30 protein-coding genes are annotated in these 25974 nt (G+C 71.2%); 20 read left to right on the top strand and 10 right to left on the bottom strand.

Annotation, left to right across the window (positions count from 1 at the left end; genetic code table 11):
- Window positions 1–25: 25 nt before the first annotated feature.
- Together AC1DXJ_RS04645 and AC1DXJ_RS04640 are read right to left on the bottom strand one after the other, a co-directional pair.
- The gene (locus AC1DXJ_RS04645) at window positions 26–1198 is read right to left on the bottom strand and encodes a DUF5667 domain-containing protein (protein ID WP_477636408.1); all 1173 of its coding nucleotides are present in this window, start codon (window positions 1196–1198) and stop codon (window positions 26–28) included.
- 153 nt (window positions 1199–1351) lie between these two features.
- On the bottom strand, window positions 1352–2074 hold the full coding sequence (locus AC1DXJ_RS04640) for a sigma-70 family RNA polymerase sigma factor (protein ID WP_477636407.1): 723 nt from the start codon (window positions 2072–2074) through the stop codon (window positions 1352–1354).
- Between the two features lie 293 nt (window positions 2075–2367).
- Here AC1DXJ_RS04640 and AC1DXJ_RS04635 point away from each other — a divergent pair, with 293 nt between their 5' ends.
- The 6 genes from AC1DXJ_RS04635 (at window position 2368) to hemB (ending at window position 8521) form a co-directional block, all read left to right on the top strand.
- Window positions 2368–2634: a glutaredoxin family protein gene (locus tag AC1DXJ_RS04635; RefSeq protein WP_477636406.1), complete on the top strand. Its 267-nt coding sequence runs from the start codon at window positions 2368–2370 to the stop codon at window positions 2632–2634.
- Between the two features lie 133 nt (window positions 2635–2767).
- A complete protein-coding gene (locus tag AC1DXJ_RS04630) occupies window positions 2768–3484 on the top strand; it encodes a redox-sensing transcriptional repressor Rex (RefSeq protein ID WP_477633255.1) in 717 nt (238 codons plus the stop codon).
- On the top strand, window positions 3481–4791 hold the full coding sequence (locus AC1DXJ_RS04625) for a glutamyl-tRNA reductase (protein ID WP_477636405.1): 1311 nt from the start codon (window positions 3481–3483) through the stop codon (window positions 4789–4791). The genes AC1DXJ_RS04630 and AC1DXJ_RS04625 overlap by 4 nt, the downstream gene beginning before the upstream one ends.
- Window positions 4788–5879: a hydroxymethylbilane synthase gene (gene hemC, locus AC1DXJ_RS04620; RefSeq protein ID WP_477636404.1), complete on the top strand. Its 1092-nt coding sequence runs from the start codon at window positions 4788–4790 to the stop codon at window positions 5877–5879. Before AC1DXJ_RS04625 ends, hemC begins: the two co-directional genes overlap by 4 nt.
- Window positions 5876–7516 carry a bifunctional uroporphyrinogen-III C-methyltransferase/uroporphyrinogen-III synthase gene (locus AC1DXJ_RS04615; RefSeq protein WP_477613753.1) on the top strand — a complete coding sequence of 547 codons (1641 nt, stop codon included), beginning with the start codon at window positions 5876–5878 and terminating at the stop codon, window positions 7514–7516. Before hemC ends, AC1DXJ_RS04615 begins: the two co-directional genes overlap by 4 nt.
- A gap of 9 nt (window positions 7517–7525) precedes the next feature.
- Window positions 7526–8521: a porphobilinogen synthase gene (gene hemB / locus AC1DXJ_RS04610; protein ID WP_477636403.1), complete on the top strand. Its 996-nt coding sequence runs from the start codon at window positions 7526–7528 to the stop codon at window positions 8519–8521.
- Window positions 8522–8800: 279 nt separating this feature from the next.
- On the opposite strand, the gene AC1DXJ_RS04605 is transcribed toward hemB, so the two are convergent.
- Complete coding sequence (locus AC1DXJ_RS04605; protein ID WP_477613751.1) at window positions 8801–9334, bottom strand: YceI family protein; 534 nt, start codon at window positions 9332–9334, stop codon at window positions 8801–8803.
- A gap of 115 nt (window positions 9335–9449) precedes the next feature.
- Here AC1DXJ_RS04605 and AC1DXJ_RS04600 point away from each other — a divergent pair, with 115 nt between their 5' ends.
- From AC1DXJ_RS04600 to AC1DXJ_RS04565, 8 genes are read left to right on the top strand one after another with little or no spacing between them, the layout of a single operon-like run.
- On the top strand, window positions 9450–10007 hold the full coding sequence (locus tag AC1DXJ_RS04600) for a MarR family winged helix-turn-helix transcriptional regulator (protein ID WP_477633252.1): 558 nt from the start codon (window positions 9450–9452) through the stop codon (window positions 10005–10007).
- 45 nt (window positions 10008–10052) lie between these two features.
- Complete coding sequence (gene hemL / locus AC1DXJ_RS04595; RefSeq protein ID WP_477636402.1) at window positions 10053–11396, top strand: glutamate-1-semialdehyde 2,1-aminomutase; 1344 nt, start codon at window positions 10053–10055, stop codon at window positions 11394–11396.
- Window positions 11397–11428: 32 nt separating this feature from the next.
- Window positions 11429–12043: a histidine phosphatase family protein gene (locus AC1DXJ_RS04590; protein ID WP_477613912.1), complete on the top strand. Its 615-nt coding sequence runs from the start codon at window positions 11429–11431 to the stop codon at window positions 12041–12043.
- Window positions 12040–12642 (top strand): TlpA family protein disulfide reductase, encoded by a 603-nt coding sequence (locus tag AC1DXJ_RS04585; protein ID WP_477636401.1) that lies wholly within the window; start codon window positions 12040–12042, stop codon window positions 12640–12642. Before AC1DXJ_RS04590 ends, AC1DXJ_RS04585 begins: the two co-directional genes overlap by 4 nt.
- 27 nt (window positions 12643–12669) lie before the next feature.
- Window positions 12670–13422 carry a cytochrome c biogenesis CcdA family protein gene (locus AC1DXJ_RS04580; protein WP_477636400.1) on the top strand — a complete coding sequence of 251 codons (753 nt, stop codon included), beginning with the start codon at window positions 12670–12672 and terminating at the stop codon, window positions 13420–13422.
- Window position 13423: 1 nt separating this feature from the next.
- Window positions 13424–14983, top strand: coding sequence for a cytochrome c biogenesis protein ResB (gene resB / locus AC1DXJ_RS04575; protein WP_477636399.1), 1560 nt, complete (start codon window positions 13424–13426; stop codon window positions 14981–14983).
- Window positions 14980–15975: a c-type cytochrome biogenesis protein CcsB gene (ccsB, locus tag AC1DXJ_RS04570; protein WP_477613745.1), complete on the top strand. Its 996-nt coding sequence runs from the start codon at window positions 14980–14982 to the stop codon at window positions 15973–15975. The genes resB and ccsB overlap by 4 nt, the downstream gene beginning before the upstream one ends.
- 14 nt (window positions 15976–15989) lie before the next feature.
- On the top strand, window positions 15990–16286 hold the full coding sequence (locus AC1DXJ_RS04565; protein ID WP_477613744.1) for a DUF4229 domain-containing protein: 297 nt from the start codon (window positions 15990–15992) through the stop codon (window positions 16284–16286).
- A gap of 36 nt (window positions 16287–16322) precedes the next feature.
- Here the strand turns inward: AC1DXJ_RS04565 and AC1DXJ_RS04560 are convergent, their stop codons facing one another.
- The 3 genes from AC1DXJ_RS04560 to menE all read right to left on the bottom strand — a co-directional run bounded on the left by AC1DXJ_RS04560 (window position 16323) and on the right by menE (window position 18839).
- Entirely contained in the window at window positions 16323–17210 is an 888-nt protein-coding gene (locus tag AC1DXJ_RS04560) for a 1,4-dihydroxy-2-naphthoate polyprenyltransferase (protein WP_477636398.1), read from the bottom strand.
- A 72-nt stretch (window positions 17211–17282) separates the two neighbouring features.
- A complete protein-coding gene (locus AC1DXJ_RS04555) occupies window positions 17283–17561 on the bottom strand; it encodes a PLDc N-terminal domain-containing protein (RefSeq protein WP_477613742.1) in 279 nt (92 codons plus the stop codon).
- A 12-nt stretch (window positions 17562–17573) separates the two neighbouring features.
- On the bottom strand, window positions 17574–18839 hold the full coding sequence (menE, locus tag AC1DXJ_RS04550) for an o-succinylbenzoate--CoA ligase (protein ID WP_477636397.1): 1266 nt from the start codon (window positions 18837–18839) through the stop codon (window positions 17574–17576).
- Between the two features lie 67 nt (window positions 18840–18906).
- On the opposite strand from menE, the gene AC1DXJ_RS04545 reads away from it, so the two are divergent.
- Window positions 18907–19359 (top strand): hypothetical protein, encoded by a 453-nt coding sequence (locus tag AC1DXJ_RS04545; RefSeq protein WP_477613740.1) that lies wholly within the window; start codon window positions 18907–18909, stop codon window positions 19357–19359.
- Between the two features lie 267 nt (window positions 19360–19626).
- On the opposite strand, the gene AC1DXJ_RS04540 is transcribed toward AC1DXJ_RS04545, so the two are convergent.
- The 3 genes from AC1DXJ_RS04540 to AC1DXJ_RS04530 are packed head-to-tail and all read right to left on the bottom strand — an operon-like array spanning window position 19627 to window position 21311.
- Window positions 19627–20622, bottom strand: coding sequence for a 1,4-dihydroxy-2-naphthoyl-CoA synthase (locus AC1DXJ_RS04540; RefSeq protein WP_477613739.1), 996 nt, complete (start codon window positions 20620–20622; stop codon window positions 19627–19629).
- Between the two features lie 3 nt (window positions 20623–20625).
- Window positions 20626–21066, bottom strand: coding sequence for a TA system VapC family ribonuclease toxin (locus AC1DXJ_RS04535; protein ID WP_477636396.1), 441 nt, complete (start codon window positions 21064–21066; stop codon window positions 20626–20628).
- Complete coding sequence (locus AC1DXJ_RS04530; protein WP_477613737.1) at window positions 21063–21311, bottom strand: type II toxin-antitoxin system VapB family antitoxin; 249 nt, start codon at window positions 21309–21311, stop codon at window positions 21063–21065. Before AC1DXJ_RS04530 ends, AC1DXJ_RS04535 begins: the two co-directional genes overlap by 4 nt.
- A 157-nt stretch (window positions 21312–21468) precedes the next feature.
- Between AC1DXJ_RS04530 and AC1DXJ_RS04525 the strand changes: the two genes are divergently transcribed.
- Window positions 21469–21837, top strand: coding sequence for a hypothetical protein (locus AC1DXJ_RS04525; RefSeq protein ID WP_477613736.1), 369 nt, complete (start codon window positions 21469–21471; stop codon window positions 21835–21837).
- A gap of 5 nt (window positions 21838–21842) precedes the next feature.
- A complete protein-coding gene (locus AC1DXJ_RS04520; RefSeq protein WP_477613735.1) occupies window positions 21843–22436 on the top strand; it encodes a hypothetical protein in 594 nt (197 codons plus the stop codon).
- 21 nt (window positions 22437–22457) lie between these two features.
- Here AC1DXJ_RS04520 and AC1DXJ_RS04515 read toward each other — a convergent pair whose 3' ends face one another.
- The gene (locus tag AC1DXJ_RS04515) at window positions 22458–22940 is read right to left on the bottom strand and encodes a glutathione peroxidase (protein ID WP_477613734.1); all 483 of its coding nucleotides are present in this window, start codon (window positions 22938–22940) and stop codon (window positions 22458–22460) included.
- Window positions 22941–23054: 114 nt separating this feature from the next.
- Between AC1DXJ_RS04515 and AC1DXJ_RS04510 the strand changes: the two genes are divergently transcribed.
- Genes AC1DXJ_RS04510 through AC1DXJ_RS04500 form a run of 3 tightly spaced genes read left to right on the top strand, consistent with a single transcriptional unit; the run spans window position 23055 to window position 25963 of the window.
- Window positions 23055–23615 (top strand): CHRD domain-containing protein, encoded by a 561-nt coding sequence (locus tag AC1DXJ_RS04510; protein ID WP_477613733.1) that lies wholly within the window; start codon window positions 23055–23057, stop codon window positions 23613–23615.
- A gap of 60 nt (window positions 23616–23675) precedes the next feature.
- Window positions 23676–24743, top strand: a complete 1068-nt coding sequence (locus tag AC1DXJ_RS04505) for an o-succinylbenzoate synthase (protein WP_477613732.1) — start codon at window positions 23676–23678, stop codon at window positions 24741–24743.
- A complete protein-coding gene (locus AC1DXJ_RS04500; RefSeq protein ID WP_477613731.1) occupies window positions 24740–25963 on the top strand; it encodes an ATP-grasp domain-containing protein in 1224 nt (407 codons plus the stop codon). The genes AC1DXJ_RS04505 and AC1DXJ_RS04500 overlap by 4 nt, the downstream gene beginning before the upstream one ends.
- Window positions 25964–25974 lie beyond the last annotated feature (11 nt).

The following is a 25974-nucleotide window of genomic DNA, read 5'->3' as shown; positions in this document are numbered from 1 at the left end:
GCAGCGTGACTCAGGGAAGCGTGACTCAGGGCAGGGTGACAGTCACGCCGGGCAGCGTGACCGGGCCGAGGGTGCTGCTCGGGACCGCGACACTGCCGCCTCCGGTGCCGAGTGACGCCGAGGGCAGCGGCACGGTGGCGCTGGCGGAGGGCACTCCCGGCACCGAAGCGCTGACGGTCGGCAGGCGCACGCTCGCGCCGCCCGTCGACAGGCTGGCGCTGCCGCCACCGCCTCCGACGACCGCTCCGGAGCCGCTCGAGCCGCCGGGCAGCACGCCGCCCGCCGGTGCCGTCACGGCGGTGCTGGGCACGGTGATGCCACCGGACGCGCCGCTGGTCGGTGACGCGGAGGGACCCGAGGTGGTCGTGGCGCCGGGCAGCGAACCCGGGCCGACCGTCGACGCGAGATCCGCGCTGCAGGAGCTGCCGCAGGCAGCGATCCGTCGCGAGGTGCTCTCCTGCGTGTCGCGCAGCAGGGCCTCGAGCCGCCCGAGCGTCAGCAGCGATGGGGCGGGCACCTCGGCCTTCAGGGCGTCGATCTGGGGGAGGGCCCGCTCGGTGAAGTCGCGCATGGCGAGCAGGGACTGGGGGTTGCCGGTCGCGGCATACGAGGTGTCGAGCGCCTGCCGCCCCTTGCGCACGGTGTCGATGGCCCCCTCGAGCGCGACGTCGACGTCCGTGGGGTCCTCGCGGTCGGCCTCGGCCAGCTGACGGGCATCGGAGATGTGTCCCTGGGCCTGGGACAGGTAGGTCCGGCCGCGGTCGAAGTCGTTGTCGGCGAGCCGGACGGCCACGCCGTCCAGCCAGCTCTTCACGGGGTACAGCGCGTCACCGGGCACCGCGCTGCGGGAGACCGCGCCCACGATGCCGCCGACGAGCAGCGCCGAGGCGGCGGCGCCGGCGACCAGGCGGGGGAGGCCACGACCCACCAGGACCACGACGGGGGTGTTGCGGGAGGCGGCACGACGGGAGGCCGCGGCCTTGGCGGCGACCGGGCTGGGCGCGGGCATCCGTGCGGCCTCGGCCATCAGCCGCTCGCGCAGGGTCGTGACGAAGACGGTGTCCGGAGCCGGGATGGTCGGGACGAGGTCCACGAGGTGGCGGCTGGTCTCGACGAGCTCGACGAGGTGCGCATCGGTGATCCGCTCGCCTTCGAGGGCGCGCTGGAAACGGTCTGCCGAACGGTTCAGTACTGGCATGTCGGCTTCTCCCTCCCCAGCCCTGCGGTGTCCCCGGTCATGATGTCCCCGGTCATGTGGTCGGTGAGCGTGTTGTCACCGAACGTGTGTCGTGCTGAGAACGAGGTGCGATGCCGGAAGTTACGCGTCGCCACGTAGCGAAACCTGCGGGTCTCAGATGTCGACATCAGCGAGCTCCCGGTGCAGGGCGCGCACGGCGCGCAGCTGGAGCTGCTTCACTGCGCCCTCGGACTTGCCGAGGACCTTGGCGGTCTCCGCGAGGGTCAGTCCCTGCAGGAACCGGAGCACCACGCACTCGGCCTGCTCGGGCTTGAGACCCTTGACGGCGGCGAGCAGGCGCTGGTCGCGCAGCCGGTCCAGCACCTCCTGGTCGGGGGCGTCCACGCGACGGTCGGCGTCGAGCATGTCGGCGGTGGTGACCTCCATGCGGAAGCGAGCCGACTTGGCGTTGTCGGTGATCAGGTTCCGCGCGATGGTGATGAACCAGGCCGCGATGTCGCGGCCCTGCCAGGAGAAGGAGTCCATCCGGCGCAGTGCACGCAGGAAGGTCTCCGAGGTGATGTCCTCGGCCAGCTGCTTGCCTCCCACCCGCACGTAGACATAGCGGTAGACGACGTCGACGTAGCGTTCGTAGAGCATCCCGAACGCCTCGGCGTCGCCACGCTGGGCCAGCTCGACCAGCGCGGAGATGCGTTCGAAGTCCTGGGGCGCCTCACCCGGCCCGAAGCCGGCGCGCGCAGCCGAACCGCCGCCTGAACCTTCGTGGCCACCTCCCGACAGGGTGCCGGCCGTGCCGGCCTCGCCGGCGAGGCTCAGCAGCACTCGCAGGGTGCCGAGGAAGTCCGCCGTGGCCGCTCCGATGCCGTGGTCGCCCACCGTGGCGTAACCGAAGGCCGGGCGGCTCGTTGCCCAGAGCGGACCCTGGTCTCCGGCCCAGTGGGCAGCACGAGGGACCGCGAGTCGTCTCGCGGCGCTGCGTGGTGCACGAATCCGGATCGGGGCCTCCTTGATCGGACAGTTTCCCCGATATCTGCCAGATTGTCAGGAGACCTGCGACACATCTCGGTATGCCGCGGTGTCCAGCGAGCCCCGTGGGGCGGGTGAGGCGCCCGCTACCGCGAGCGGCGGCGGGCAGCGGCCGTGGCGCCCACGCGGCATACGCTCGGGGTGTGTCCGCAACCCCCACGCCCGCCGAGGTGCGCATCACCCTGGTCAGCAAACCGGGGTGCCACCTGTGCGATGAGGCGCGGGCCGTCATCGAGCGCGTGGCCGCCGACCTCGGGGTGGGTTGGGTGGAGCTGTCGATCGAGGACGACCCGGCACTCAGGGAGCAGTACTGGGAGCAGATCCCCGTCACGTTCGTGGACGGGGGCCAGCACGACTACTGGCGGGTCGACGAGACCCGGCTGAGGAGCGCGCTCACGAGCACGAAGTGACGTGGATCACGCGGGTCCTGGGACGGACGCTTGTGACTTTGTGCATCCGTTCACAAAAGCGTAATCTGGCCGGGCTCCCATCCGCTCCAGCCAGGCGCGGACTGCCCGTGATGAGAAGGAGCCGGAAGAGACTGTGTCTGCCGACCCGAGCGCCCGTCGGGGTATTCCCGACGCCACGGTCGCACGGCTACCCGAGTACCTCCGAGCCCTGACCGGCTTCGCGGAGCGCGGGATCACGTCGGTGTCCTCCGAGGAGCTGGCCTCCGCCGCGGGCGTCCGCAGTGCCAAGCTCCGCAAGGACCTGTCCCACCTCGGGTCCTACGGCGTGCGCGGGGTCGGCTACGAGGTCGACCACCTCGCCTACCAGATCTCCCGCGAGCTCGGCCTCACCCAGGACTGGCCGGTCGCCATCATCGGGATGGGAAACCTGGGCCACGCGCTCGCGGCCTACAGTGGCTTCGCCACGCGCGGGTTCCGCGTCGTCGCCCTGCTCGACCAGGACTCCGCCCTGCTGGGGCAGGAGATCGCCGGGATCACCGTGCAGCCGATGGGCGCCCTCGCGTCGCTGGTGGCCGACCAGGGCTTGGCCATCGGCGTGATCGCGACGCCGGCCGCGTCGGCGCAGGACGTGGCCGACCAGCTCGTGGCGGTCGGGGTGCGCTCGATCCTCAACTTCGCCCCGTGCGTGCTCGTCGTGCCCGACGACGTCGACGTCCGCAAGGTCGACCTGTCGACCGAGCTGCAGATCCTGGCCTTCCACGAGCAGCGCAGGGCGCTGGCCGCCGAGGGCGCGCTCGACCAGGTCTCCGCCGGCTCGCTCGACCACGTGGCCCAGGCGGTCGGCCGATGAGCCTGGTCATCCTGGGCCTGTCCCACCACACCGCGCCGCTGCCCCTCCTCGAGGCCATGTCGCTCGACGCCGACCGCCGCCGCGCGCTCTCCGCCGGCCTCACCGGCCGCGAGAACCTCTCCGAGGCGATCGTCGTGTCCACGTGCAACCGCACCGAGGTCTATGCCGAGTCGATGACCTTCCACGGCGCGGTCACCGACATCTCGGACGCACTCACCGAGGTCACCGGCGTGGGTCGCGACGAGCTGCGCGAGCACCTCTACGTGCACTACGAGGACCGCGCGATCGCGCACGCGTTCACGGTCGCCTGTGGCCTGGACTCGATGGCCGTCGGTGAGGCCCAGATCCTCGGCCAGATGCGCACCGCCCTGCGCGAGTCGCAGAAGTACGGCCACGCCGGCCCCGCCCTCAACACCCTCTTCCAGCAGGCCCTGCGCGTCGGCAAGCGCGCCCACACCGAGACCGGGATCGACGCCGTGAGCGTCTCCCTGGTCGAGGCCGGCCTGGCCCGCGCGGAACGCGAGCTCGGGTCCCTGGCCGGGCTCAAGGTCCTCGTCGTGGGCGCCGGAGGCATGAGCTCGCTGGCCGCCACGACCGTCTCGCGCCGCGGCGCCGCTGGCCTCACGATCGTCAACCGGACGCTGGCCAAGGCACTTCGGCTCGCCGAGCGCACCGGCGGCACCGCTCGCCCCCTCGACGACCTCGCGGCTGCCCTGGCCGGCGCCGACGTCGTCATCTCCTGCACCGGGTCGACCGGCGTGGTCGTCGACCTCGCCACCGCCGGCGATGCCCAGGTGGCCCGCGCCGGGCGCCCGCAGGCCTACATCGACCTCGCCCTTCCCCACGACGTCGCCCCCGAGGTCGCCTCCCTGAGTGGGGTCACCCTCGCCGGGCTGGGTGCGCTGGGGGAGGAGCTCTCCGGAGGCCAGACCCCGCCCCAGGTGCGCGAGGTGGCGGACCTCGTCATCGGTGAGGTCGCGGCATACCTCACCTCGCGGGCGGCGGAGACCGTCGCACCGACCGTCGCGGCGCTGCGGTCCCACGCCGCCGACGTCGTCGCGGGCGAGCTCAACCGGCTCGACCAGCGGCTCCCCGACCTCGACGACGTCGCCCGGGCAGAGGTCCAGCTCGCCGTCCACCGCATCGTCGAGAAGCTGCTGCACACCCCGACCGTCCGCATGAAGGAACGCGCCGTGGGCGGTGAGGGCGCCGACTACGCGCAGGCCCTGCGTGAGCTGTTCGACCTGCGTCCCGGCGAAGCCGTCACCGCGTCCGTGCCCCCGCCAGAGCGTGGAGGTATGCCGTGAGCGCACCTGCCGCCGCACCCCTCGCCTTGCGTCTGGGCACCCGACGCAGCCCCCTGGCCACGACCCAGTCCACCGGGGTGGCCGACCTGCTGCGCGCCCGGGGTCATGCGGTCGAGCTCGTGGAGATCGTCACCGAGGGAGACACGTCGACCGCCTCGCTCGCCTCGATCGGCGGGACCGGGGTGTTCGCGGCCGCCCTTCGCCGCGCCCTGCTCGCGGGTGAGGTCGACCTCGCTGTGCACTCGCTCAAGGACCTGCCGACCACGCCCGAGCCCGGTCTGGTCGTGGCAGCCCTCCCGGTCCGTGAGGACCCGCGCGACGTGCTGGTCTCCTCGGGCGGTCGCACCCTCGGTGAGCTCGGCGAGGGCGCGGTCGTCGGCACCGGCTCGCCGCGGCGCGTGGCCCAGCTCGCGGCCCTCGGGCTCGGGCTGTCGTTCAAGGACATCCGCGGCAACGTCGACACCCGCATCGGGCTGGTCAGGGACGGCGCCCTCGACGCCGTCGTGCTGGCTCGCGCGGGTCTGGCCAGGCTCGGGCGGCTCGATGAGGTCGCCGAGGCGATCGACCCCCTCCAGATGCTGCCCGCCCCCGGCCAGGGTGCACTCGCCGTGGAGTGCCGGGCCGACGACGACATCACCCGCGCCGCGCTGGAGGTCCTCGACGACCCCGACACCCGCGCGTGCGTGACGGCCGAGCGTGCTGTCCTCGCGGCCCTCGAGGCCGGCTGCTCGGCACCGGTCGGAGCGCTGGCCGAGATCGTCGAGGGTGAGGACGGGCTCGAGCTGTCCCTGCGTGCCTTCGTCGGTGCCGTCGACGGGTCGTTCGACCTGCGCCGGTCCCTCGTGGGCGGCGTCGACGACGGCGAGGCCCTCGGCCGCCGGCTCGCCGCCGTGCTGCTCGAGGACGGCGCCGACCTGTTGCAGGGACCCGAGGACCGCCCCCCTGCCCGACCGGTGCCGCCCGGCACGGGTCCCTCGAGCGCCGCCACCGACGGCCTGACACCAGACCCAGCCGAGGCGAACGGACCAGCTCCGCTCGCCGCCCCCGACCGCCACCCAGAACACGACAGCACGGAGCGTGCACTGTGAGCCCCACGCGCTCGACCCAGCCCACCACCCACCAGACCCCTCGTCAGAGCCGGGTCCCGGGACGCGTCGCCTTCGTCGGCGCCGGCCCCGGCGACTCCGGACTCATGACCGTGCGGTCCCTGGAGTTCCTCGCCGCAGCCGACGTGGTCGTCATCGACCAGGTGGCTCGTGAGGACGTCGTTGCCCGCTACTGCCGTGCGGACGTCGAGATCATCGACGCCGGCCACGGCGAGCACGGGCAGCCACTGACCCACGCCATGAGGGCCAAGCTCGTCGTCAAGGCCGCCAAGTCCGCCACCGGCGGCTTGGTCGTCCGGCTCATGGACGGCGACCCGGGCACCTTCAACGGCCTCGCGGAGGAAGCCCTCGCCTGCCAGAAGGCCGGCATCGGCTTCGACATCGTGCCCGGGGTCAGCGCGGTCTCGGCCGTCCCGGCCTACGCGGGCATCCCGCTGACGTCGAGCAGCTCGCCGGCCGTGCACGTGATCTCCGCCAACGACCGGCACGTCGACTGGTCTGCCTCGGTGGCCGACTCGGTCACCGTGGTCCTGCTCGGCCAGCCCGAGGACCTCGGTGTCGCGCTGGGCAAGCTGCTGGGGGCGGGTCGGTCGGCCGACAGCCCGGTGGCCCTCACCGAGCGCGGCACGACGATCCGCCAGGCCACCCGCGTCACCACCCTGGGTGAGGTCGCCAAGGTCATGAAGACCCTGGAGTTCCCCGCCCTCGCGGTGGTCGGCACGACCGTGGCTCTCCGCGAGAACCTGTCCTGGTTCGAGACCAAGCCGCTGTTCGGCTGGAACGTCCTGGTGCCCCGCACCAAGGAGCAGTCCGGCTCGACCATCGCCCGGCTCGAGTCCTTCGGTGCGACCGCCGAGGTCGTTCCCACGATCTCGGTCGAGCCGCCGCGCACGCCCCAGCAGATGGAGCGTGCGGTCAAGGGCCTGGTCACCGGTCGCTACGAGTGGATCGGGTTCACCTCGGTCAACGCCGTGAAGGCCGTGCGGGAGAAGTTCGAGGAGTTCGGGCTCGACGCGCGGGCCTTCGCCGGGCTCAAGATCGCTGCGGTCGGTGGTGTGACCGCCGCCGCGCTGCGCGAGTGGGGCATCGTGCCCGACCTCGTGCCGTCCGGCGAGATGTCCGCCAACGGGCTGCTCGAGGAGTGGCCGCCGTTCGACGAGGTGCTCGACCCCATCAACCGGGTCTTCCTGCCGCGCGCCGACATCGCCACCGACACCCTCGTCGCCGGCCTCCAGGAGATGGGCTGGGAGGTGGACGACGTCACGGCATACCGCACGGTGCGCGCAGCTCCGCCGGCCGCCCACATCCGTGAGGCCATCAAGGGTGGGCAGTTCGACGCAGCGGTGTTCACGTCGTCCTCGACGGTGCGCAACCTGGTCGGCATCGCCGGCAAGCCGCACCCGTCAACGGTCATCGCGTGCATCGGTCCGGCCACGGCCAAGACGGCCGAGGAGCACGGCCTGCGGGTCGACGTCCTCGCGCCCGAGGCGTCGTCCGACTCGCTCGTCGACGCGCTGGCCGACTACGGCTTGGGGCTGGCAACCGCTGCCGCGGAGGCGGGCGAGCCCGTGGTGCGTCCCAGCGCCAAGAAGTCGGCGTCACGCCGCCGGGCGAAGTAGCCGTCCCGCATGACTGACCACTCGCAGCCGGTGGGGCCGGTGATCCGGCCCCGTCGGCTGCGGCAGTCGGTGGCCATGCGCCGGCTCGTCGCCGAGACGAGGCTGGACCCGGCCGAGCTGGTGTTGCCCGTCTTCGTCCGCGAGGGCATCGACGAGCCGCAGCCGATCTCGGCGATGCCCGGCGTGGTCCAGCACACGGTGGACTCGCTGGTCATCGCCGCCCGCGAGGCCGCGGACGCGGGGCTGGGCGGGCTCATGCTCTTCGGCGTGCCGACGTCCAAGGACGCGGTCGGCTCCGGCGCCGACGACCCGGACGGCATCCTCAACGTGGCGCTCCGAGCGGTCGCCGACGCCGTGGGTGACCGGATCGTCGTGATGGCCGACCTGTGCCTCGACGAGTTCACCGACCACGGCCACTGCGGGGTCCTGTCCGAGGACGGACGGGTCGACAACGACGCCACGCTCGAGCGGTATGCCGCGATGGGCCTCGCGCAGGCCCGCGCCGGCGCCCACGTGCTCGGGCTCTCGGGGATGATGGACGGCCAGGTCGCCCACGTCCGTGCGGCGCTCGATGCCGAGGGCTACACCGACACCGTTCTCCTGGCGTATGCCGTGAAGTACACCTCGGCTCTGTACGGCCCGTTCCGCGAGGCCGTGCAGTCCTCGCTCGAGGGTGACCGGGCGACCTACCAGCAGGACCCGGCCAACGCGACCGAGGCCCTGCGCGAGCTCGAGCTCGACATCGTCGAGGGCGCCGACATCGTCATGGTGAAGCCGGCCGGGCCGCACCTCGACATCGTGGCGGCCGCCGCGGCGGTGTCGACCGTGCCGGTGGCGGCCTACCAGATCTCGGGGGAGTACTCGATGATCGAGGCGGCCGCGGCCAACGGCTGGATCGACCGCGACCCGGCGATGATGGAGTCGCTGCTGACCATCCGGCGCGCCGGGGCCCAGGTCATCCTCACCTACTTCGCGGTCGACGCCGCCCGCCTCCTGCGCCCCTGAGCCGGCACGGCGGCACACCTCACTTGTTGCGCGCTGGTGGTCACGGAGGGCCGATTTGGGGCCCTTCGTGACGATCTGCCGGCAACAAGTCGGCGAGCGCCTGGACTTGTTGCGCTCTGGTGGTCACGGAGCGCTGGTTCTGGGCCCCTCGTGACGATCTGCCGGCAACAAGTCGGAGAGGTGACGATCTGGCGGCACCAAGTCGGGGAGGGGCAGACATGACGAACGGGCCGGTTCCCCCGAACCGGCCCGTCGTCAGTCTGTGTGTGAAGCGCTGGGTCAGGCAGCCTTGGTGAGCTGGATGTCCAGGTTGAGCTTGACCTTCTCGGAGACGAGCACGCCGCCACCCTCGAGGGCGACGTTCCAGCCGAGGTCCCAGTCCTTGCGGTTGATGTCGGCGCTGGCCTCGAAGCCGGCCTTCTCGTTGCCCCACGGGTCGGTGGCCAGACCGGTGAACTCCAGGTCGAAGGTGACCGGCTTGGTGACGCCCTTGATGGTCAGGTCGCCGGTGAGCGAGTCGGGGGTGACCTCGGTCGAGGTGAAGCTCATGGTGGGGTTGGCCTCGGCGTCGAAGAAGTCGCCGGACTTGAGGTGGGTGTCGCGGTCGGCGGAGCCGGTGTCGACGGAGGCGATCTGGGCCACGGCGGTCACCTGCGAGTCGGTGATGTCGTCGCCGACCTTGACGGTGCCCTCGAACTCCTTGAACTGGCCGCGGACCTTCGTGACCATGAGGTGACGGGCGACGAAGCCGATCTCGCTGTGCGAGGCGTCGACGGTCCAGGTGCCGGCGGGGAGGTCGTTGATGCTTGCCATGGGGGTCTCCTGTGGTGGGGGGTGCGACCGGGCAGTTCCCGAACGCTTCATCTCTTCGAACATAGCAGACCTCATTTATATTTCAACTATCGCTTGGGATGCCATACTCACGCTCATGAGCACTCCCACCGGTGAGCCGCAGTGGCTCAGCGACGACGAACAGCGGGCTTGGCGTGCCTACCTGCGGGGGAGCCGCCTGATCGAGGAGGCCCTCGACCACGACCTCCAGTCGCACGGCGTCCAGCTGACGGAGTACGAGATCATCTCGATGCTCTCCGAGAGCCCCGGCCGGCGACTGCGCATGTCGAGCCTGGCCGACCTGGTCGTGCAGTCGCGCAGCCGCCTGACCCACACGGCCTCGCGCCTCGAGAAGCGTGGCTGGGTGGTGCGCGAGTCCTGCCTCGACGACAGGCGGGGGGTGGAGCTGGTGCTCACGGACCCCGGGTGGCAGGCCGTCCAGGACATGGCCCGGGTGCACGTCGCCAGCGTCAGGCGCTCGGTCATCGACCCTGTCCCGGCGCCGCTGTTCAAGGCCCTGGGCGAGGCGATGGACGCGATTCGGACGGCCCTGGCGCCGGGCGGCGACGAGGGTGACCACCCCGCGGTGGCCCGCGAAGCCGTGGCGCACGAGGTCCACACCCAGGCGGAGGCCCGCCGGGTGGGCAGCGCCTGACCCCCAGGGGCGCAAGCGCTCAGGTACGGCTGGGAGACTGGCACCATGACGGCATACCCCTTCGACGCACCGGCCTCGCAGGCGCTCCTCGAGCGGGCTCTGGCGGTGACGCCCGGAGGCGTGAACTCGCCGGTCCGCGCGTTCCGGGCCGTGGGCGGGACGCCGAGGTTCATGGTGTCCGGCCAGGGCCCCTACCTCACCGACGCCGACGGCCGTGAGTACGTCGACCTGGTCTGCTCGTGGGGGCCGATGATCCTCGGCCACGGCCACCCGGAGGTCCAGCGGGCGGTCACCGAGGCGGCGGCCAAGGGCTTTTCCTTCGGCACCCCGTCGGAGAACGAGGTCGCCCTCGGCGAGGAGATCGTCCGGCGGGTGGCTCCGGTCGAGCAAGTGCGCCTGGTGTCGAGTGGCACCGAGGCGACGATGAGCGCCATCCGGCTCGCGCGCGGCTACACAGGGCGCTCACTCGTCGTGAAGTTCGCCGGCTGCTACCACGGACACGTCGACTCCCTCCTGGCTCAGGCCGGCTCGGGCGTCGCGACCTTCGCGCTGCCCGACTCGGCCGGGGTGCCCAAGGAGATGGCCGCCGAGACGATCGTGCTGCCGTTCAACGACCTGGACGCCGTCGAAGCCGCCTTCGCCGAGCGTGGCGCCGAGATCGCCGCCCTGATCACCGAGGCGTCCCCCGGCAACATGGGCGTCGTCCCGCCCGCGCCCGGCTTCACGGAGGGGCTGCGTCGCATCACCGCCGCCCACGGTGCGCTGCTCATCTCCGACGAGGTGATGACGGGCTTCCGGTGCAGCGAGGCCGGGTGGTTCGGCCTCGAGGCAGGAGAGCAGGGGTATGCCGCGGGCGCACCCGACCTGTTCACCTTCGGAAAGGTCATGGGGGGCGGCTTCCCTGCCGCCGCCTTCGGCGGACGGGCCGACGTGATGGGGCTGCTCGCACCCGTCGGGCCGGTCTACCAGGCGGGCACCCTCTCCGGTAACCCGGTCGCGACCGCCGCCGGGCTGGCCACCCTCCAGCAGTGCACCCCGGCCCTCTACGCCCGCCTCGGCGAGGTGGCTGACGCGCTCACGACGGGGCTCCACGAACACCTCGGTGCCGCAGGTGTCCCGCACGTCATCCAGCGGGCCGGCAGCATGTTCAGCGTCTTCTTCCGCGACGGCCAGGTCAGCAACTACGACGAGGCGCGGGCCCAGCACGTTCCGGCGTTCGCGGCGTTCTTCCACTCGATGCTGAGCCAGGGGGTCTACCTGCCGCCGAGCGCCTTCGAGTCCTGGTTCGTCAGCGGGGCCCACGACGACCGGGCCGTCGACCGGGTGCTGGCGGCGATCYCGGCAGCGGCGTCGGCCGCCGCCGAGGCGTTTGCGACAATCGACTCGTGACCAGCGCAACCGACCACACCGTGGTGCACCTGATGCGCCACGGGGAGGTGCACAACCCCGATGGCGTCCTCTACGGACGGCTCGACGGCTACCACCTGTCCGACCTCGGTCACGAGATGGCGCGCACGGTGGCCGACCACCTCGCCGACCACGACGTCACCCACGTCGTGGCCTCCTCCCTGCTGCGCGCGCAGGAGACCGCCGCCCCGGTCGCCGAGGCGCACGGCATACCGGTCACCACGGACGACCGCGTGATCGAGGGCGGCAACGCGTTCGAGGGTGAGCGCGTCGGCGAGATGAAGCCGCTGGACTTCCTCCGCCCCGCCCACTGGTCCAAGCTGGTCAACCCGCTGCGTCCGTCGTGGGGTGAGCCCTACGCCGAGATCGCCGAGCGCATGTCCGCCGCCATCGCCGACGCCAGGGCCGCCGCGCGCGGCCACGAGGCCGTCATCGTGTCGCACCAGCTGCCGATCTGGACCGCCCGCAACGCGGTGATGGGCAAGCGGTTGTGGCACGACCCACGCAAGCGCGAGTGCCGCCTCGCCTCGCTCACCACCCTCACCTACGTCGGCGACAACCTCGAGTCGATCACCTACTCCGAGCCCGCCGCGTCGCTGCTCGCCCAGTCCCACGGCGGCACCGGATGACACGTCCCGCCATGCCGCGTGCGGCTGTGCTGCTCGCGGTGCCCCTGCTCGTCGTGTCGCTGTCCGCATGCACGGATGACCCGAACTCCATTGCGGCGCAAGCGAAGTCGGGCAACCAGCAGGGCTACGTCTCCCAGGACGGTGCGTTCGAGACGATCCCTGCCGCCAAGCGCCAGAAGCCGGTCGCCCTCACCGGCACGACCCTCGACAACCAGCAGTGGTCGTCCCAGGAAGTCGTGGGCAAGGTCGCGGTGCTCAACGTCTGGGCCTCCTGGTGCCCGCCCTGCCAGAGCGAGGCCCCCGAGCTGAGGAAGGCAGCCGAGCAGATCGCCGCCGCCGACAAGCCGGTTGCCTTCATGGGCATCAACTACCGCGACAACGCCGACTCGGGTCGGTCGACGGCGAAACGGTGGGGCATTCCCTTCCCGTCGCTCGACGACCCGGCGGGCCTGACGATCCTCGCGCTGCAGGGCAAGGTCACGGCACCGCCCACCACCCTCGTGCTCGACCGCACCGGACGCATCGCCGCTCGCGTCAGCGGTGAGGTGAAGGCGTCGACCCTCACCGGGCTGGTCGACGACGTCCTGGCCGAGCAGTAGAACCCCCTGACTGATGACGGACGACTGATGACTGCCGACGCGGCGAACGCAGTGACCTCCGGCGCCCTGCCGGTGGCGATGGCGGTCGCCCTCCTGGCCGGCCTGGTGTCGTTCGCCTCTCCCTGCGTGCTGCCCCTCGTGCCGGGGTTCCTCGGCTACGTCACCGGCCTGTCCGACGAGTCGCTGGCGGAGCGCAAGCGGCACCGGATGGTGCTCGGTGCCCTGCTGTTCGTCCTCGGGTTCACGGTGGTGTTCATGGCGACCACCGTGGTCATCGCCGGGATCGGCGCCACCCTGATCCGGCACCGTGAGGTGCTGGAGCGGGTCGGTGGCGTGCTCGTCATCCTCATGGCCCTGGTGTTCATCGGTGCGGGCTCCCAGCGCGAGCTCAAGCTGCACCGCCGTCCCGCCTCCGGGCTCGCGGGAGCGCCCCTGCTCGGGGCCGTCTTCGGCCTGGGGTGGGCGCCCTGCACCGGTCCCACCCTGGGTGCCGTGCAGGTGCTCGCCGCTGCCACCGACAACCAGTCGGCCGTGACCCGGGGCGTCGTCCTGGCGCTGGTCTACTCGCTGGGGCTGGGCCTTCCCTTCCTTCTCATCGCCGCCGGGTACGAACGCTTCGGGCGGGTGTCCGCCTCCCTGCGCACGCGCCAGCGCGGCATACAGCTCTTTGGTGGTGCCCTGTTGTTCGTCGTCGGGATCCTGCTCGTGACCGGACTCTGGGAGTCGATCACCCGCCACGTGCAGTCCACGCTGGTCGCCGGGTTCCGGACGGTGATCTGAGGTGACCGACCCCATCACCCAGCCACAGCTGGGCCTGGTCGGCTGGCTGCGCTGGATGTGGCGGCAGATCACGAGCATGCGCACGGCGCTGTTCCTGCTGCTCCTGCTCGCGATCGCGGCCCTCCCCGGCTCCATCTGGCCGCAACGCAGCATCGACGCCGCGCGCACGGCGCAGTACATCGCCGACCACCCCGACGCGGGGCCCTGGCTCGACAAGCTCGGCTTCTTCGAGGTCTACGCGTCACCGTGGTTCGCCGCGATCTACCTGCTGCTGTTCATCTCGCTCGTCGGGTGCGTCCTGCCCCGCAGCAAGGTGCACTGGAAGGCCATGACGTCCTCGCCGCCCAAGGCGCCGGCCCGGCCCGCCCGGCTGCCAGCCGGCGGCACGGTCGAGGTTGCGGGCACGCCCGAGGTGGTCATCGACGCGGCACGGGAGGTGTTGCGCGGCAAGCGGTTCCGCACCGTCAACCATGACGGGGAGTCGGTCAGCGCCGAGAAGGGCTACTTGAAGGAGACGGGCAACCTCGTCTTCCACCTGGCGCTGATCTTCGTCATCATCGGCGTCGCGATCGGGCACCTGTTCGGCTGGAAGGGCGACGTGATCGTCCCGGTCGGGGAGTCGTTCGCCAACACGCTCGGGAGCTACGACACCTTCAGCCCCGGTCCCCTGGTCGACCCGGCCAGCCTGTCGCCGTTCCAGCTCACGGTCGACAAGCTGGACGCGACCTTCGAGGAGACCGTCACCGGTCGCGGTCAGTTCGGCCAGCCGCGCGACTTCACCGCGCACGTCACGACCAAGGCGACTCCCGGTGCGTCCGCGAAGAAGTCGACGATCAAGGTCAACCACCCGCTGGAGATGGACGGCGCCGGGGTCTTCCTCCTGGGCAACGGCTACGCCCCCGTCGTGACGGTCCGCGACGCGAAGGGCACCAGCATCTACCACGGCGCGACGCCGTTCCTGGCGAGGGACAACAACTACACGTCCGTCGGGGTCATCAAGGTGACCGGGGCCCAGCCCAACCAGCTCGGCTTCTCCGGGCTGTTCCTGCCCACGGCCGTCATCGACAAGGAGAGCGGCCCGATCTCGGTCTTCCCCGATGCGAAGAAGCCGGCCCTGGCCCTGACCGCCTACGAGGGTGACCTGCTGCCCGGCGGACGTCCCCAGTCGGTCTACGTCCTCGACATCGCCGAGCTCACCCAGCTCGAGAACGACAAGGGTGACCCGCTGCGGCTCTGGCTGGAGCCGGGGCAGACCTACCAGCTCCCCGGCGGGCGTGGCAGCATCAGCTTCGACGGGGTCGAGCGGTTCGCCGGGCTGTCGATCCGTCACGACCCCGGCAAGTTCGTCACCCTGGCTGCCGCCCTGCTCGCCCTGGCCGGCCTGATCGCCTCCCTGGTGGTCCGGCGCCGACGCGTGTTCGTGCGGGTTTCCCCCGCCACCGTGCCGGGTCGTACCGTGGTAGCCGTCGGCGGCCTCGCCAAGGGCGACGACGACGGGCTCCAGGACGTGGTCGAGGAGTTCCTTGCCGCCATCGAACGACGATTGGGCACCAGCACATGACGAACGAAAACCTGGCCGGTTACGCCAACCTGAGCCTCTACTCGGCGATGGCTGTCTTCACGATCGCCATGGTGTGCCACGCCATCTACCTCGCAGCGCTGCTCCCCGCCCGAGACCGTGGCCGCGAGGGCGTCTCAGCCCTCGTGGCCGACCGCGACAGTGAGCTGGTGACGGCCGGTGCCGGCACCAGCGGTGGTGCCGGCGCCCCCGCCGCGCCCACGCGGCATACCGAGGCGGAGCTGTCCCGCCGGGCGCTCACCGCAGCGGGCATCGCCTCCACGACCACCTGGCTGGGCGGCTTCCTGCTCGTCCTCTCGGTGCTCCTGCGCGGCCTCGCCGTGCACCGCTGGCCGCTGGGCAACATGTTCGAGTTCGCCGTGATGGGTTCGATGTTCACCGTGCTCGCCTACTCGATCTGGTCCACGCGACGCGACCTGCGCTGGCTGGGGCTGTTCATCACCGGGCCGGTGCTGCTGATCCTGGGGATGGCGGTGGCGGTCTGGTACACCGAGGCCGCCGAGCTCATGCCGTCACTGCGCAGCTACTGGCTGGTCATCCACGTCACGGTCGCCACGCTCGCCACCGCGGTCTTCACCATCGGGGCGGCGCTCACCGCCGTCTACCTGCTCAAGGACGCGTTCGAGCGGTCGGGCCGGCGCAGCGTCCTGGACCGGTTCCCGGAGACCGGGTCCATCGAGCGCACGGCCTACAGCCTGCACATCGTGGCCTTCCCGCTGTGGACCTTCACCCTCATCGCCGGCGCCATCTGGGCCCGTCAGGCCTGGGCGTCCTACTGGAACTGGGATCCCAAGGAGGTCTGGACCTTCGTGATCTTCGTCGTCTACGCGGCCTACCTCCACTCGCGGGCCACCAGCGGGATCTCCCGCCAGACGGCGTCCTACATCGCCCTGGCCGGATATGCCTGCATCATCGTCAACTTCGCCGTCGTGAACGTCTTCTTCGTCGGCCAGCACTCCTACTCAGGGCTCTAAGGACTGACCAGGTCATGCTCCGCTACTCCGTCCTTCGCCTGCTCCTCTTCTTCGGCGTGCTGTCGCTGCTGTGGCTGCTCGGGCTGCGCGACCAGGACCAGCAGTGGATGCTGCTCGTCCTCAGCGCCCTGATCTCGATGGTGCTGTCGTTCTTCGTGCTCGCCCGGTTCCGCGAGGAGGGCACGGCGGCGATCGCCGACCGCCTGCAGCGTCGCGTCGAGGCCAAGCAGGCGGGCAAGCCTGCCGTTCACGGGGCCGACGAGGAGGCCGAGGACGCCGAGGACGAGCGCGGACCGGCCGAGTACCGCTAGTCCCTTCCGCTGCTGGGGGCCGCCGACCTGGGTCGGTCAGCCAGCCGCACCGTGGCTGAGGGCGATCCCGACAGTCAGCAGCGCGGCATACCCGATCTCGAAGAGACCGGTCGCGGCGAGGACCGGCACGAGGTCACGTCCCGTGGCGCCGGACAGCAGGGACTTGAGCGGCTTGCCGACGATGCCGAAGGCGAGCAGGCCCAGCAGGGCCCACGGGTAGTCGCGGGCGACCGCCACCAGCGCCACCGCGGCGACGACGAGCAGCCCGACATAGAGGGCGCGGGTGCCGCGGTCACCCAGCCGGACCGCCAGCGTCAGCTTGCCGCTCTCGCGGTCGGTGGGGATGTCGCGCAGGTTGTTGGCGACCAGGATGGCCGTGGCGATCGCGCCCACCCCGACGGCGCACGCCAGGCCCGTCCAGGTGAGCCGGTGGGCCTGCGTGTAGAGCGTGCCGAGGGTCGCCATCAGGCCGAAGAAGAGGAAGACGTACAGCTCGCCGAGGCCGCGGTAGCCGTAGGGGTTGTCGCCACCGGTGTACTTCCAGGCGGCGACCACGGCCAGGGCTCCCAGCGGGATCATGATCCAGGTCTCGGTGATGGCCACCAGGGCCAGTCCCACCAGGGCGGCAGCGCCGAAGAACGAGAAGGCCATCAGCTTGACGTTGCTCGGATCCGCGAGGTGCTGTCCGACCAGCCTGACCGGACCGACCCGCTCGCCGTCGGTGCCGCGGATGCCGTCCGAGTAGTCGTTCGCGTAGTTGACCCCCACCTGGAGGCCCAGGGAGACGAGGACGGCGAGCAGTGCCAGACCGAAGCTGGCCTTGTCGAGCGGGATGGCTGCGGCAGTACCCGCGACGACGGGGGCGATGGCGGCAGGGAGGGTGCGCGGGCGGGCGCCGGCGATCCACTGGTTCAGGGTGGCCATTCGGGTGGTGTTCTCACTCAGGTCGTGCGGGCAGGGCGGTGGGGCGGGGAGAGCCGTGCGGCGGGGTGCTGCTCAGAGCCTACGGAGGAAGTCCGGGTCGTCGTCGGGGCCACGCGGGGGCGGCGGCCGGTGAGATGGCCCACGCCCACTCGGCCCACCACCCGTGGTGCCACGCTGCGGTCGTCCGGCGATGAACCAGGCGATCGACCCCACGACCGGGAAGAGCAGGATCAGCAGCAGCCACAAGAGCTTGGGCAGGCCCCTGACCTGCGCATCGTCGGTCTGGATGCAGTCGACGACGGCGTAGACGGTCACCGCGATCGTCAGCAGCCAGGGCAGCAGCCGGATCATCTCCCCATGGTGTCACGCGTGGTCGGCGAAGCGTGCGGCGACCGCCGACCGGTCCGGTTTGCCCGGCCCCCGCAGGGGTATCGCCGTCAACACCAGGAGTCGTCGGGGCAGGGCCTGCGCCGGGAGTATGCCGCGGAGCAGCTCTCGCAGCTCCTCCACCGTGGGTGCGGGGGAGCCACCGAGGGCGTCGGGGGCATGGGGGGCGTGGGGGGCATGGGGGGCGTCGGGGGCCTCGGGGGCATCGGTGGCCGCAAGGACGACGGCGGCGCTGACGACCTGACCCCAGTGGTCGTCGGGGGTGCCCACGACGAGGGCCTCCGCGATGGTGGGCAGGGCAGTCAGCGCGTCCTCGACGAGGCGGGGCGCGACCTTGAGCCCGCCGGTGGTGATGACGTCGTCGACGCGTCCGTCGACGTGCCACCGGGCGTCGGCATCCGCACCGACCGCGGCACCCGCGGGCAGGCCCTTGTCTCCGAAATGCCCCAGGTCGTCGGTGCGGAACCACCTGCGCCCAGCGGAGTCGGTGCTGAAGGCTGCCGCAGTGAGGTCCGGACGGCCGAGGTAGCCGGTCGCCAGGGTGGCGCCCCCGAGGTGGAGCCGACCGTCGTCGTCGACGCGGACCTCCGTGCCCGAGAGCGGGACTCCGTCGTAGACACAGCCGCCGGCGGTCTCGCTCATGCCGTAGGTCGTGACGACGGGGATCCGTGCCTCGCGAGCCCGACTCAGCAGTGCCGGTGGGCAGGCGGCGCCGCCGACCAGCACGGCGTCGAACCCCGCGAGCCCAGCGGTGGCCCGCTCGTCCTCGAGCAGTCGGACCAGCTGGGTGGGCACGAGGGAGGTGTAGCGGCGGCTCCCACCGAACGTCGCGGACGCCTGCGTGAACGCGTGGGCGGTGAAACCCTCGGACAGGTCCACGAACCCGGGCTCGGTGCCCGCTGCGAGGCATCGCAGCAGCACCTGCACTCCCGCGATGTGGTGGGCCGGCATCGCGAGCAGCCAGGCACCGGGCCCGCCGAGTCGTTCGTGCGTTGCGGCGACGCTCGCGGCGAGGGCGGTTGCCGGGAGCATTGCGAGCTTGGGAGCGCCGGTGGATCCCGACGTCCCGACGACGAGTGCGGTCCCTTCGTCGGGGACGGCGCCCTCGGGGACCGGTGGCGGGGGGCCGTCCACGGCATGGGGGAGGACGGCGAACTTGCCGTCCAGGGCCCGGCGAAGCGTCGGCAGGACTGACGCAGCGGCTCGGCCGGCGGGGATGGCCAGCGGTCGCAGCGACGTCACCCGGTCAGGTTAGCCGCCGGGTGGACGCGCCCGACGCGCGGCGGGACGATGGACCACGGGAGGTGCCATGGACGCCGACTTCGCGGCATACATCGATCGGGTGCGGGCTCACCGCGGGGAGCTGCGCGACTCGGTCGTCGCCGTCGACGAGGCGCTGGCCTCGCCCATCGCCCGGGGAGGTGCGTGGCGCGAACGGGTCCGGGCGGCGCTCGCCGAGCTGTCCCACGACTTCCGGGACCACGTCGACCTGACCGAACGGCCCGGTGGGATCTACGACGGGGTGCGACGCGGGGCGCCCCGCCTGATGAGGGCGGTCGACCGGTTGACCGGTGAGCACGCGAGCTATGCCGAGGCGATCGCGGGTTACCTCGCAGTCCTCGAGCACGGTGGCACGATCGCCGACCTGCCGGCCTTCCGCGAGGAGGTCACCACGCTGATGGGGCAGCTGGTGCGGCACCGCCAGCGCGGGGCGGACCTCGTGTATGAGGCGTTCGAGGTCGACCTCGGCGGCTCCGGCTGACGGCTCCCCGACTTGTTGCGCGCTGGTGGTCACGGAGAGCGGTTCCGGGGGTCCGGTGACTACGAGCCGGCAACACGTGCCATGGCTCCCCGACTTGTTGCGCGCTGGTGGTCACGGGAAGGGGTTCCGGGGGGTCCGGTGACCACCAGCCGGCAACACGTGCCATGGCTCCCCGACTTGTTGCGCGCCGGTGGTCACGGAAGCGGGTTTCGGGGGGTCCGGTGACCACGAGCCGGCAACACGTGCGAGCGGGTCGGCCCGCTCAGCTCAGAAGTACCAGGGGAAGGGTGACCAGTCCGCGTCCCGCTTCTCCAGGAACTGGTCGCGCCCCTCGACTGCCTCGTCGGTCATGTAGGCGAGCCGGGTCGCCTCCCCGGCGAAGACCTGCTGTCCCATCAACCCGTCGTCGAGCAGGTTGAACGCGAACTTGAGCATTCGCTGCGCCTGCGGGCTCTTGCCCATGATCTCGCGCGCCACCTGCAGGGCGTCGGCCTCGAGCAACGCGTGGTCGGAGACGAGGTTGACCGCGCCCATCCGGTGCATGTCGTCCGCGGTGTAGGTGCGGCCGAGGAAGAAGATCTCGCGGGCGAACTTCTGGCCGACCATCTTGGCGAGGTAGGCCGAGCCGTAGCCGCCGTCGAACGAGCCCACGTCCGCGTCGGTCTGCTTGAAGCGCGCGTGCTCGCGGCTGGCCATGGTCAGGTCGCAGACGACGTGCAGCGAGTGCCCGCCGCCCGCCGCCCAGCCGTTGACCAGCGCGATGACGACCTTGGGCATCGTGCGGATCAGCCGCTGCACCTCGAGGATGTGCAGCCGTCCGCCCTCCGCCTTGACCCTGCGCTCGTCGACCGTCTCGGCCGTGTCGCCCTGCGCGTACTGGTAGCCCGAGCGACCCCGGATCCGCTGGTCGCCGCCGGAGCAGAACCCCCACTGGCCCTCGCTGCCCGTCCCCTCGGGCCCTGGGCCGTTGCCGGTGAGGAGCACGACGCCGACATCGGGCGTGCGACGCGCGTGGTCGAGAGCCTGGTAGAGCTCGTCGACGGTGTGCGGCCGGAACGCGTTCAGCACCTCGGGCCGGTCGAACGCGATCCGGACGGCCCCCACTCCACGCGCCCGGTGGTAGGTGATGTCGGTGAACTCGAACCCCTCCACCACGTCCCACGCGTCCGGGTCGAAGGTCTGGCTCACCACAGGCTGCTCGCTCACCTGCGCGAGCCTAGCCGCGCACACGACGAGGTATGCCGCGTGGTCGCCACGCGGCATACCTCACCCTTGTGACGGCTTGCCGAGGATCGTGACGTGCAGGCCGGAGAATCGTTCAAAGCCCTTGTCGAAGGTGACGAAGTGCGCGCCGAGCTCGATCGCCTGGGCCGCCAGCCACGCATCAGGAACGTCGTTGCCGCGCAGCTCCAAGGCGGTGACCAGCCCAACGAAGCGTTGCCAGGCGGCAGCGCCCGACTCCACGCGCTCGGCCATGGGCGCGGATCGGATGCGCTCGCAGAAGGCCAGTGCCTTCTCGGTCGACGCAGGCTGGGTCTTGATGCGCCGGTTGGTGCAGATGCGCATTGTCGCCGTCAGGGTGTCGTCGATCACGCCGACGGGCTCGCTACCCGTCAGCGCTCGGACCAGGGCCTGGTTCGCCACCGAGTGGCTTGCGGCGTCGAGGTCCATCGCGGTCACGAAGACGTTGACGTCGAAGATGATCACAGTCGGTCGTTGTCGCCCAACGCGTCGGCCAGGGCTTCCTTGTCGAGGATGTCGACGAGGAAGCCGCCGCCGTGATAACTGGGCAGGGTGAAGTCCCGCCGGCGTCGTTCCTCCGCCTCGGTATGCCGCGCGAGCATCTCGCGCAGGGCCTCCTCGAGGACGCTGCTGACGGTGCGGTCGGTCCGGGCCGCCATGACCTTTGCCTCCCTCAACAAGGCTTCGTCGATCGTGATGGTGGTACGCACTGCATCAGTGCATCACGTCATGCATCATGATGCAAAGGCGATGAAGGCCTGCCCGGGCGACCCTGTGGACAAGTCGTCTGCAGTGTCACCAGGGGCTGTCAGGGTGATCCCAGAGCGGTGGCCCGGGTTGGGCCGCACCGGCAGAGGGGGGCAGGAGATGGGTCAGGTTGAGGGCGCCAACCAGTGGGAGGGCGTAAACCAGTGGGAGGGCGCAGGCCAGTGGGACGGTGCAGATCAGTGGGACGGCGCAGGTCAGTGGGGAGACGAGGCAGCAGTGCTGCCGTTCGGCCGAGTGGGCAGGGACGAGCGCCGGTACGAGGACCTGTTGGCTGATGACAGCTTCGACGACGACGACGACGGCTTCGGTCGGGGATGCGGGCGTGATCTCGGTCAGCTGACGATGGTCGTCATGATGGACGACAAGGTCGTGGCACCGTTCGCCGACCCGTCGAGGGAAGTGGCTACGAGTGCGCCGCCCTCGAGCTCGGACGTGGCGCGACTCGACCTGCGCCACCGCCCGCGGTGATCCACGTGCCGATCCAACCGCGACACGAGCTGGCGAGGACCTGGCTGCGTTCCCTGGTCGGCGGTGCGGAGGAGCTGGATGCCCTGACCAGGGAGCCCCTACCCGACGAGCCGCTCGACCTGGGTCTGGTACCGGCGGACCTGCGAGATCGAGTGGCCGCGATCGCCGCGCGCACCGACGCCGTGGCGAAGTCGTTGATCGGCGTCGAGGGCCGCACCGCCTGTCGACGTCTCCTGGCCCGTGCGGTGGCCGCTGAGCCAGCCTTGCTGCGCGGGTACGACCGCGACGACATCGCGGCAGGTGCCGTGATCCACGCGGTGGCCATGGCCAACGACCTGCTCGGCCCCGGCCGCGCCCTCACGTCGACCGCACTGTGGACGCACATGGGGCTGAGGTCGTCTCCCCACGACAGGGCACGCAGGTTCGCCCACGCGGTGTCCGGCCCGGACGGTGTGGACGTGCGGCTTGGCCACCCGCACCGTGCACCGGACGTGTGGCGACTGGGGAGTGCCGACCTGTTGGTCGGCAGGTTCAGGAACTTCCTGATGGTGCAGCGTGCCCTGGCTGACCTCGAGGCGGTTCGTCCACGCGAAGGCTGAGCGGGCCCTGGCCACGGGGGCTCAGGCGGCGAGGGCGTCCTCGATGTCCTTGGCGATGGCCTCGGGCTTGGTGCTCGAGCCGTAGCGCTTGAGAACGGCGCCGTCACGGCCGACGAGGAACTTGGTGAAGTTCCACTTGATCTTGGCGCCCATCAGGCCACGCTTCTCCGACTTCAGCCAGTCGTACAGCGGGTGCGCCTCGGCGCCGTTCACCTGGACCTTGGCGAACATCGGGAAGGTCACTCCGTAGTTGCGCTGGCAGAACTCGCCGATCTGGTCCTCGTGACCGGGCTCCTGGCCGCCGAACTGGTTGCACGGGAACCCGAGCACGACCAGGCCCTGCTCGGAGTACGCCGCGTACAGCTCCTCGAGACCGGCGAACTGCGGCGTGTAGCCGCACTCGCTCGCCGTGTTCACGACCAGGGCCACCTGGCCGGCATAGGTCGACAGCGGCTGGTCCTCGCCGGACAGGGTGGTTGCGGAGAAATCGGACAGGGTCGGCACGGGTGCCCTCTCGTCGGACGGCTTCTGGGCACCGTCGATGAACGTTTGTGGATGGGGATTCGTAGCAGAAGGGCGGGCGGATTCCCGTCTCGCCCCCTTTTTCAGGAGGTCTGCATGAACACACTCAAGCAGTGGGGCGTCATCGCGTCGGCCGTGGGGCTCGGTGCCGTCGGCATCCTCGGAGCTGGCGCGGTCGCCTCTGCAGGCGACGGCAGCCACAAGTCGTTCACGGTCACCGAGCGGCTCAGCGGCTACCACGAGACACCGCTCGCCCTGTCGACCAGCGGGTCGGGGTCGATCCGGCTGCGGATCAACCCCGACGCTGGCACCATCGACTACCGGGTGCGGTACGCCAACCTCGAGGGCACCGTCACGCAGTCGCACATCCACTTCGGTTCCCCGTCCCAGACGGGCGGGGTCAGCGTCTTCCTCTGCAGCAACGTGGGCGCTCCTCCCGGAATCGTCACGCCCGCATGCCCTACGACCAACCCGGGCGAAGTGAGCGGGACGTTGCGGGCCGCTGACGTGATCGGCCCGAGCGGGCAGGGCATCGTGGCGGGAGAGTTCGCCGAGCTGCTTGCGGCGATCCGGGCCGACTCGACCTACGCCAACGTCCACAGCACGAAGTACCCCGGGGGCGAGATCCGCAACCAGCTCACCCCGCACGACCACTGACCGCAGGGGTCGCGCCCGGCCCGCCGCCGGCGGTCCGGGCGCGTCTGCTGCAATGGGCACATGACCGTGCCCCGGGTGCCCTCGCCGCCTCCGATGCCGCTGCCGCCGCTCGAAGAGCTGCTCGCGGGGATGCGCGTGGTCTCGATCCCGATGCGGGTGCGCTTCCGTGGTGTCACGGTGCGGGAGTCCGCACTGCTGCACGGCCCGGCGGGCTGGGGCGAGTTCTCGCCCTTCCTGGAGTACGCCGCGGACGAGTCGTCCAGGTGGCTGTCGGCCGCCGTCGAGGCGGGCTGGGGCCAGTGGCCGTCACCGAGGCGCGACAGCATCCCCGTCAACGCGACCGTGCCCGCCGTGGCCGCCGACCAGGTCGTGGGCGTCCTCGCCCGGTTCGACGGCGCGACGACGGCGAAGGTCAAGGTCGCCGAGCACGGCCAGAGCATCGAGGACGACGTATGCCGCGTGGCCGCGGTTCGCGACGCGATGGGACCTGGCGGCCGGATCCGGGTGGACGCCAACGGCGGGTGGTCCGTGGCCGAGGCGACGGACGCGCTGCGCCGGCTCGCGGCGTACGGGCTGGAGTATGCAGAGCAGCCGTGCGCGGAGGTGAGTGAGCTGCGAGAGCTGCGGCTGGCGCTGGCACGCAACGGGATCGACGTCCTCGTCGCCGCCGATGAGTCGATCCGCAAGGCGGAGGACCCTGCGCGGGTGGCGCGCGAGGAGGCCGCCGACCTCGTGGTCGTCAAGGTGGCCCCGCTGGGGGGCGTCCAGCGCGCCCTGGAGGTGGTCGCGGACTGTGGACTCCCGGCCGTCGTGTCCTCGGCGCTCGACACGTCGGTCGGGATGGCCGCGGGGGTCGCGCTGGCGGCCGCGCTGCCCGACCTGCCCTTCGCGTGCGGTCTGAGCACCGTTGCGCTGCTGGAAGGGGACGTGTGCGCAGACCCCTTGGTGCCCCGCGGAGGTTCCCTGCCAGTGGGCCGGGTCGCGCCGGACGAGGCCCTGCTGACCCGGTGGGCGGCGACGGCCGAGCGGGAGCACTGGTGGCGCGAGCGGGTCGAGGCAGCGTACGCCCACCTCGTTGCACCACGACGAGCACTCGGGCCCGGGGCGGGCATAGGGTCGGGTCCGTGAACATCGTCTTCGTCGAGCCGGGGTTCCCCGCCAACCAGCGCCGCTTCGCCCTCGCCCTGGCCTCCGTGGGGGCCAATGTCATCGGCATCGGGGAGTCCGACGAGTACACCCACGACGACGAGCTCCGCAGCGCGATGAGCGGCTACTACAAGGTCGGATCCGTCACCGACCTGAAGGCGATGGTCGAGGCGGTGCGGTTCATCCAGTCCAAGGTGTGGGTCGACGGCCTCGAAGCGACCGTCGAGGCGCACACCATGGTCGCCGCGCAGGTCCGCGAGGCCACCGGCGTCCCGGGCACCTCAGTCCGCACCACGTGGCTCTGCCGCGACAAGCCGTCGATGAAGCAGGCGCTGCGCGAGGCAGGGGTGCCGACGGCTGCCTCGGCGGCCGTCGACCACGCCCACGAGGCCTGGGCCTTCGCCGAGCGCGTCGGCTACCCGCTCATCCTCAAGCCGCGCGACGGAGCCGGCGCCAAGGACACGATGCGGGTCGACAACGACACCGAGCTGGCGCACGCGCTGACCGAGTTCGGGTCGCACGGTGCCGCGTCCATCGCGATCGAGGAGTTCGTCGAGGGCCACGAGGGCTTCTACGACACCATCGCCAAGGACGGCCGGGTGGTCCACGACTGGACCACGCACTACTACCCGAACGTCCTGGAGGCGATGCGCAGCCGCTGGATCTCGCCCCAGTTCGCCACGACGAACCGGATGTCCGACTCACCCTTCTACGCAGAGGTCGCGGCGATGGGCGCCCGTGTCATCGAGGCCCTCGGCATCGGGACGAGCGCCACCCACATGGAGTGGTTCCACGGCCCGAAGGGGCTCAAGTTCTCCGAGATCGGGTGCCGCCCGCCCGGCGTGGGGTGCTGGGACCTCTACTCCGCGAGCAACGACGTCGACGTCTACCGCGAGTGGGCCCACATCATCACCCACGGCGTCCCGGAGCAGCCCATGAGGCGTCCTTACTCCGCCGGGATCATCGCGCTGCGTCCCGAGGCCGACGGCCACATCACCGGCTACACCGGCATCGACGAGATCCAGTCCCGACACGGCCAGTGGATCATCGACGGCCACTTCCCTCCGCAGGGTCACCACACCCAGCCCGTCGAGGCCGGCTACATGGCCAACGCCTATGTGCGCATGCGCCACCCCGACTACGACACCCTCCGCAGCATGCTCGACGACGTGGGCCAGACCGTCCACGTCCACGCAGGCTGACCGCCCTCCCC

This window comes from Pedococcus sp. P2_D9 (genome assembly GCF_056404275.1).
Note: the sequence above shows the minus strand (reverse complement) of the source record. Positions and strands in the feature narration are given on the sequence as shown.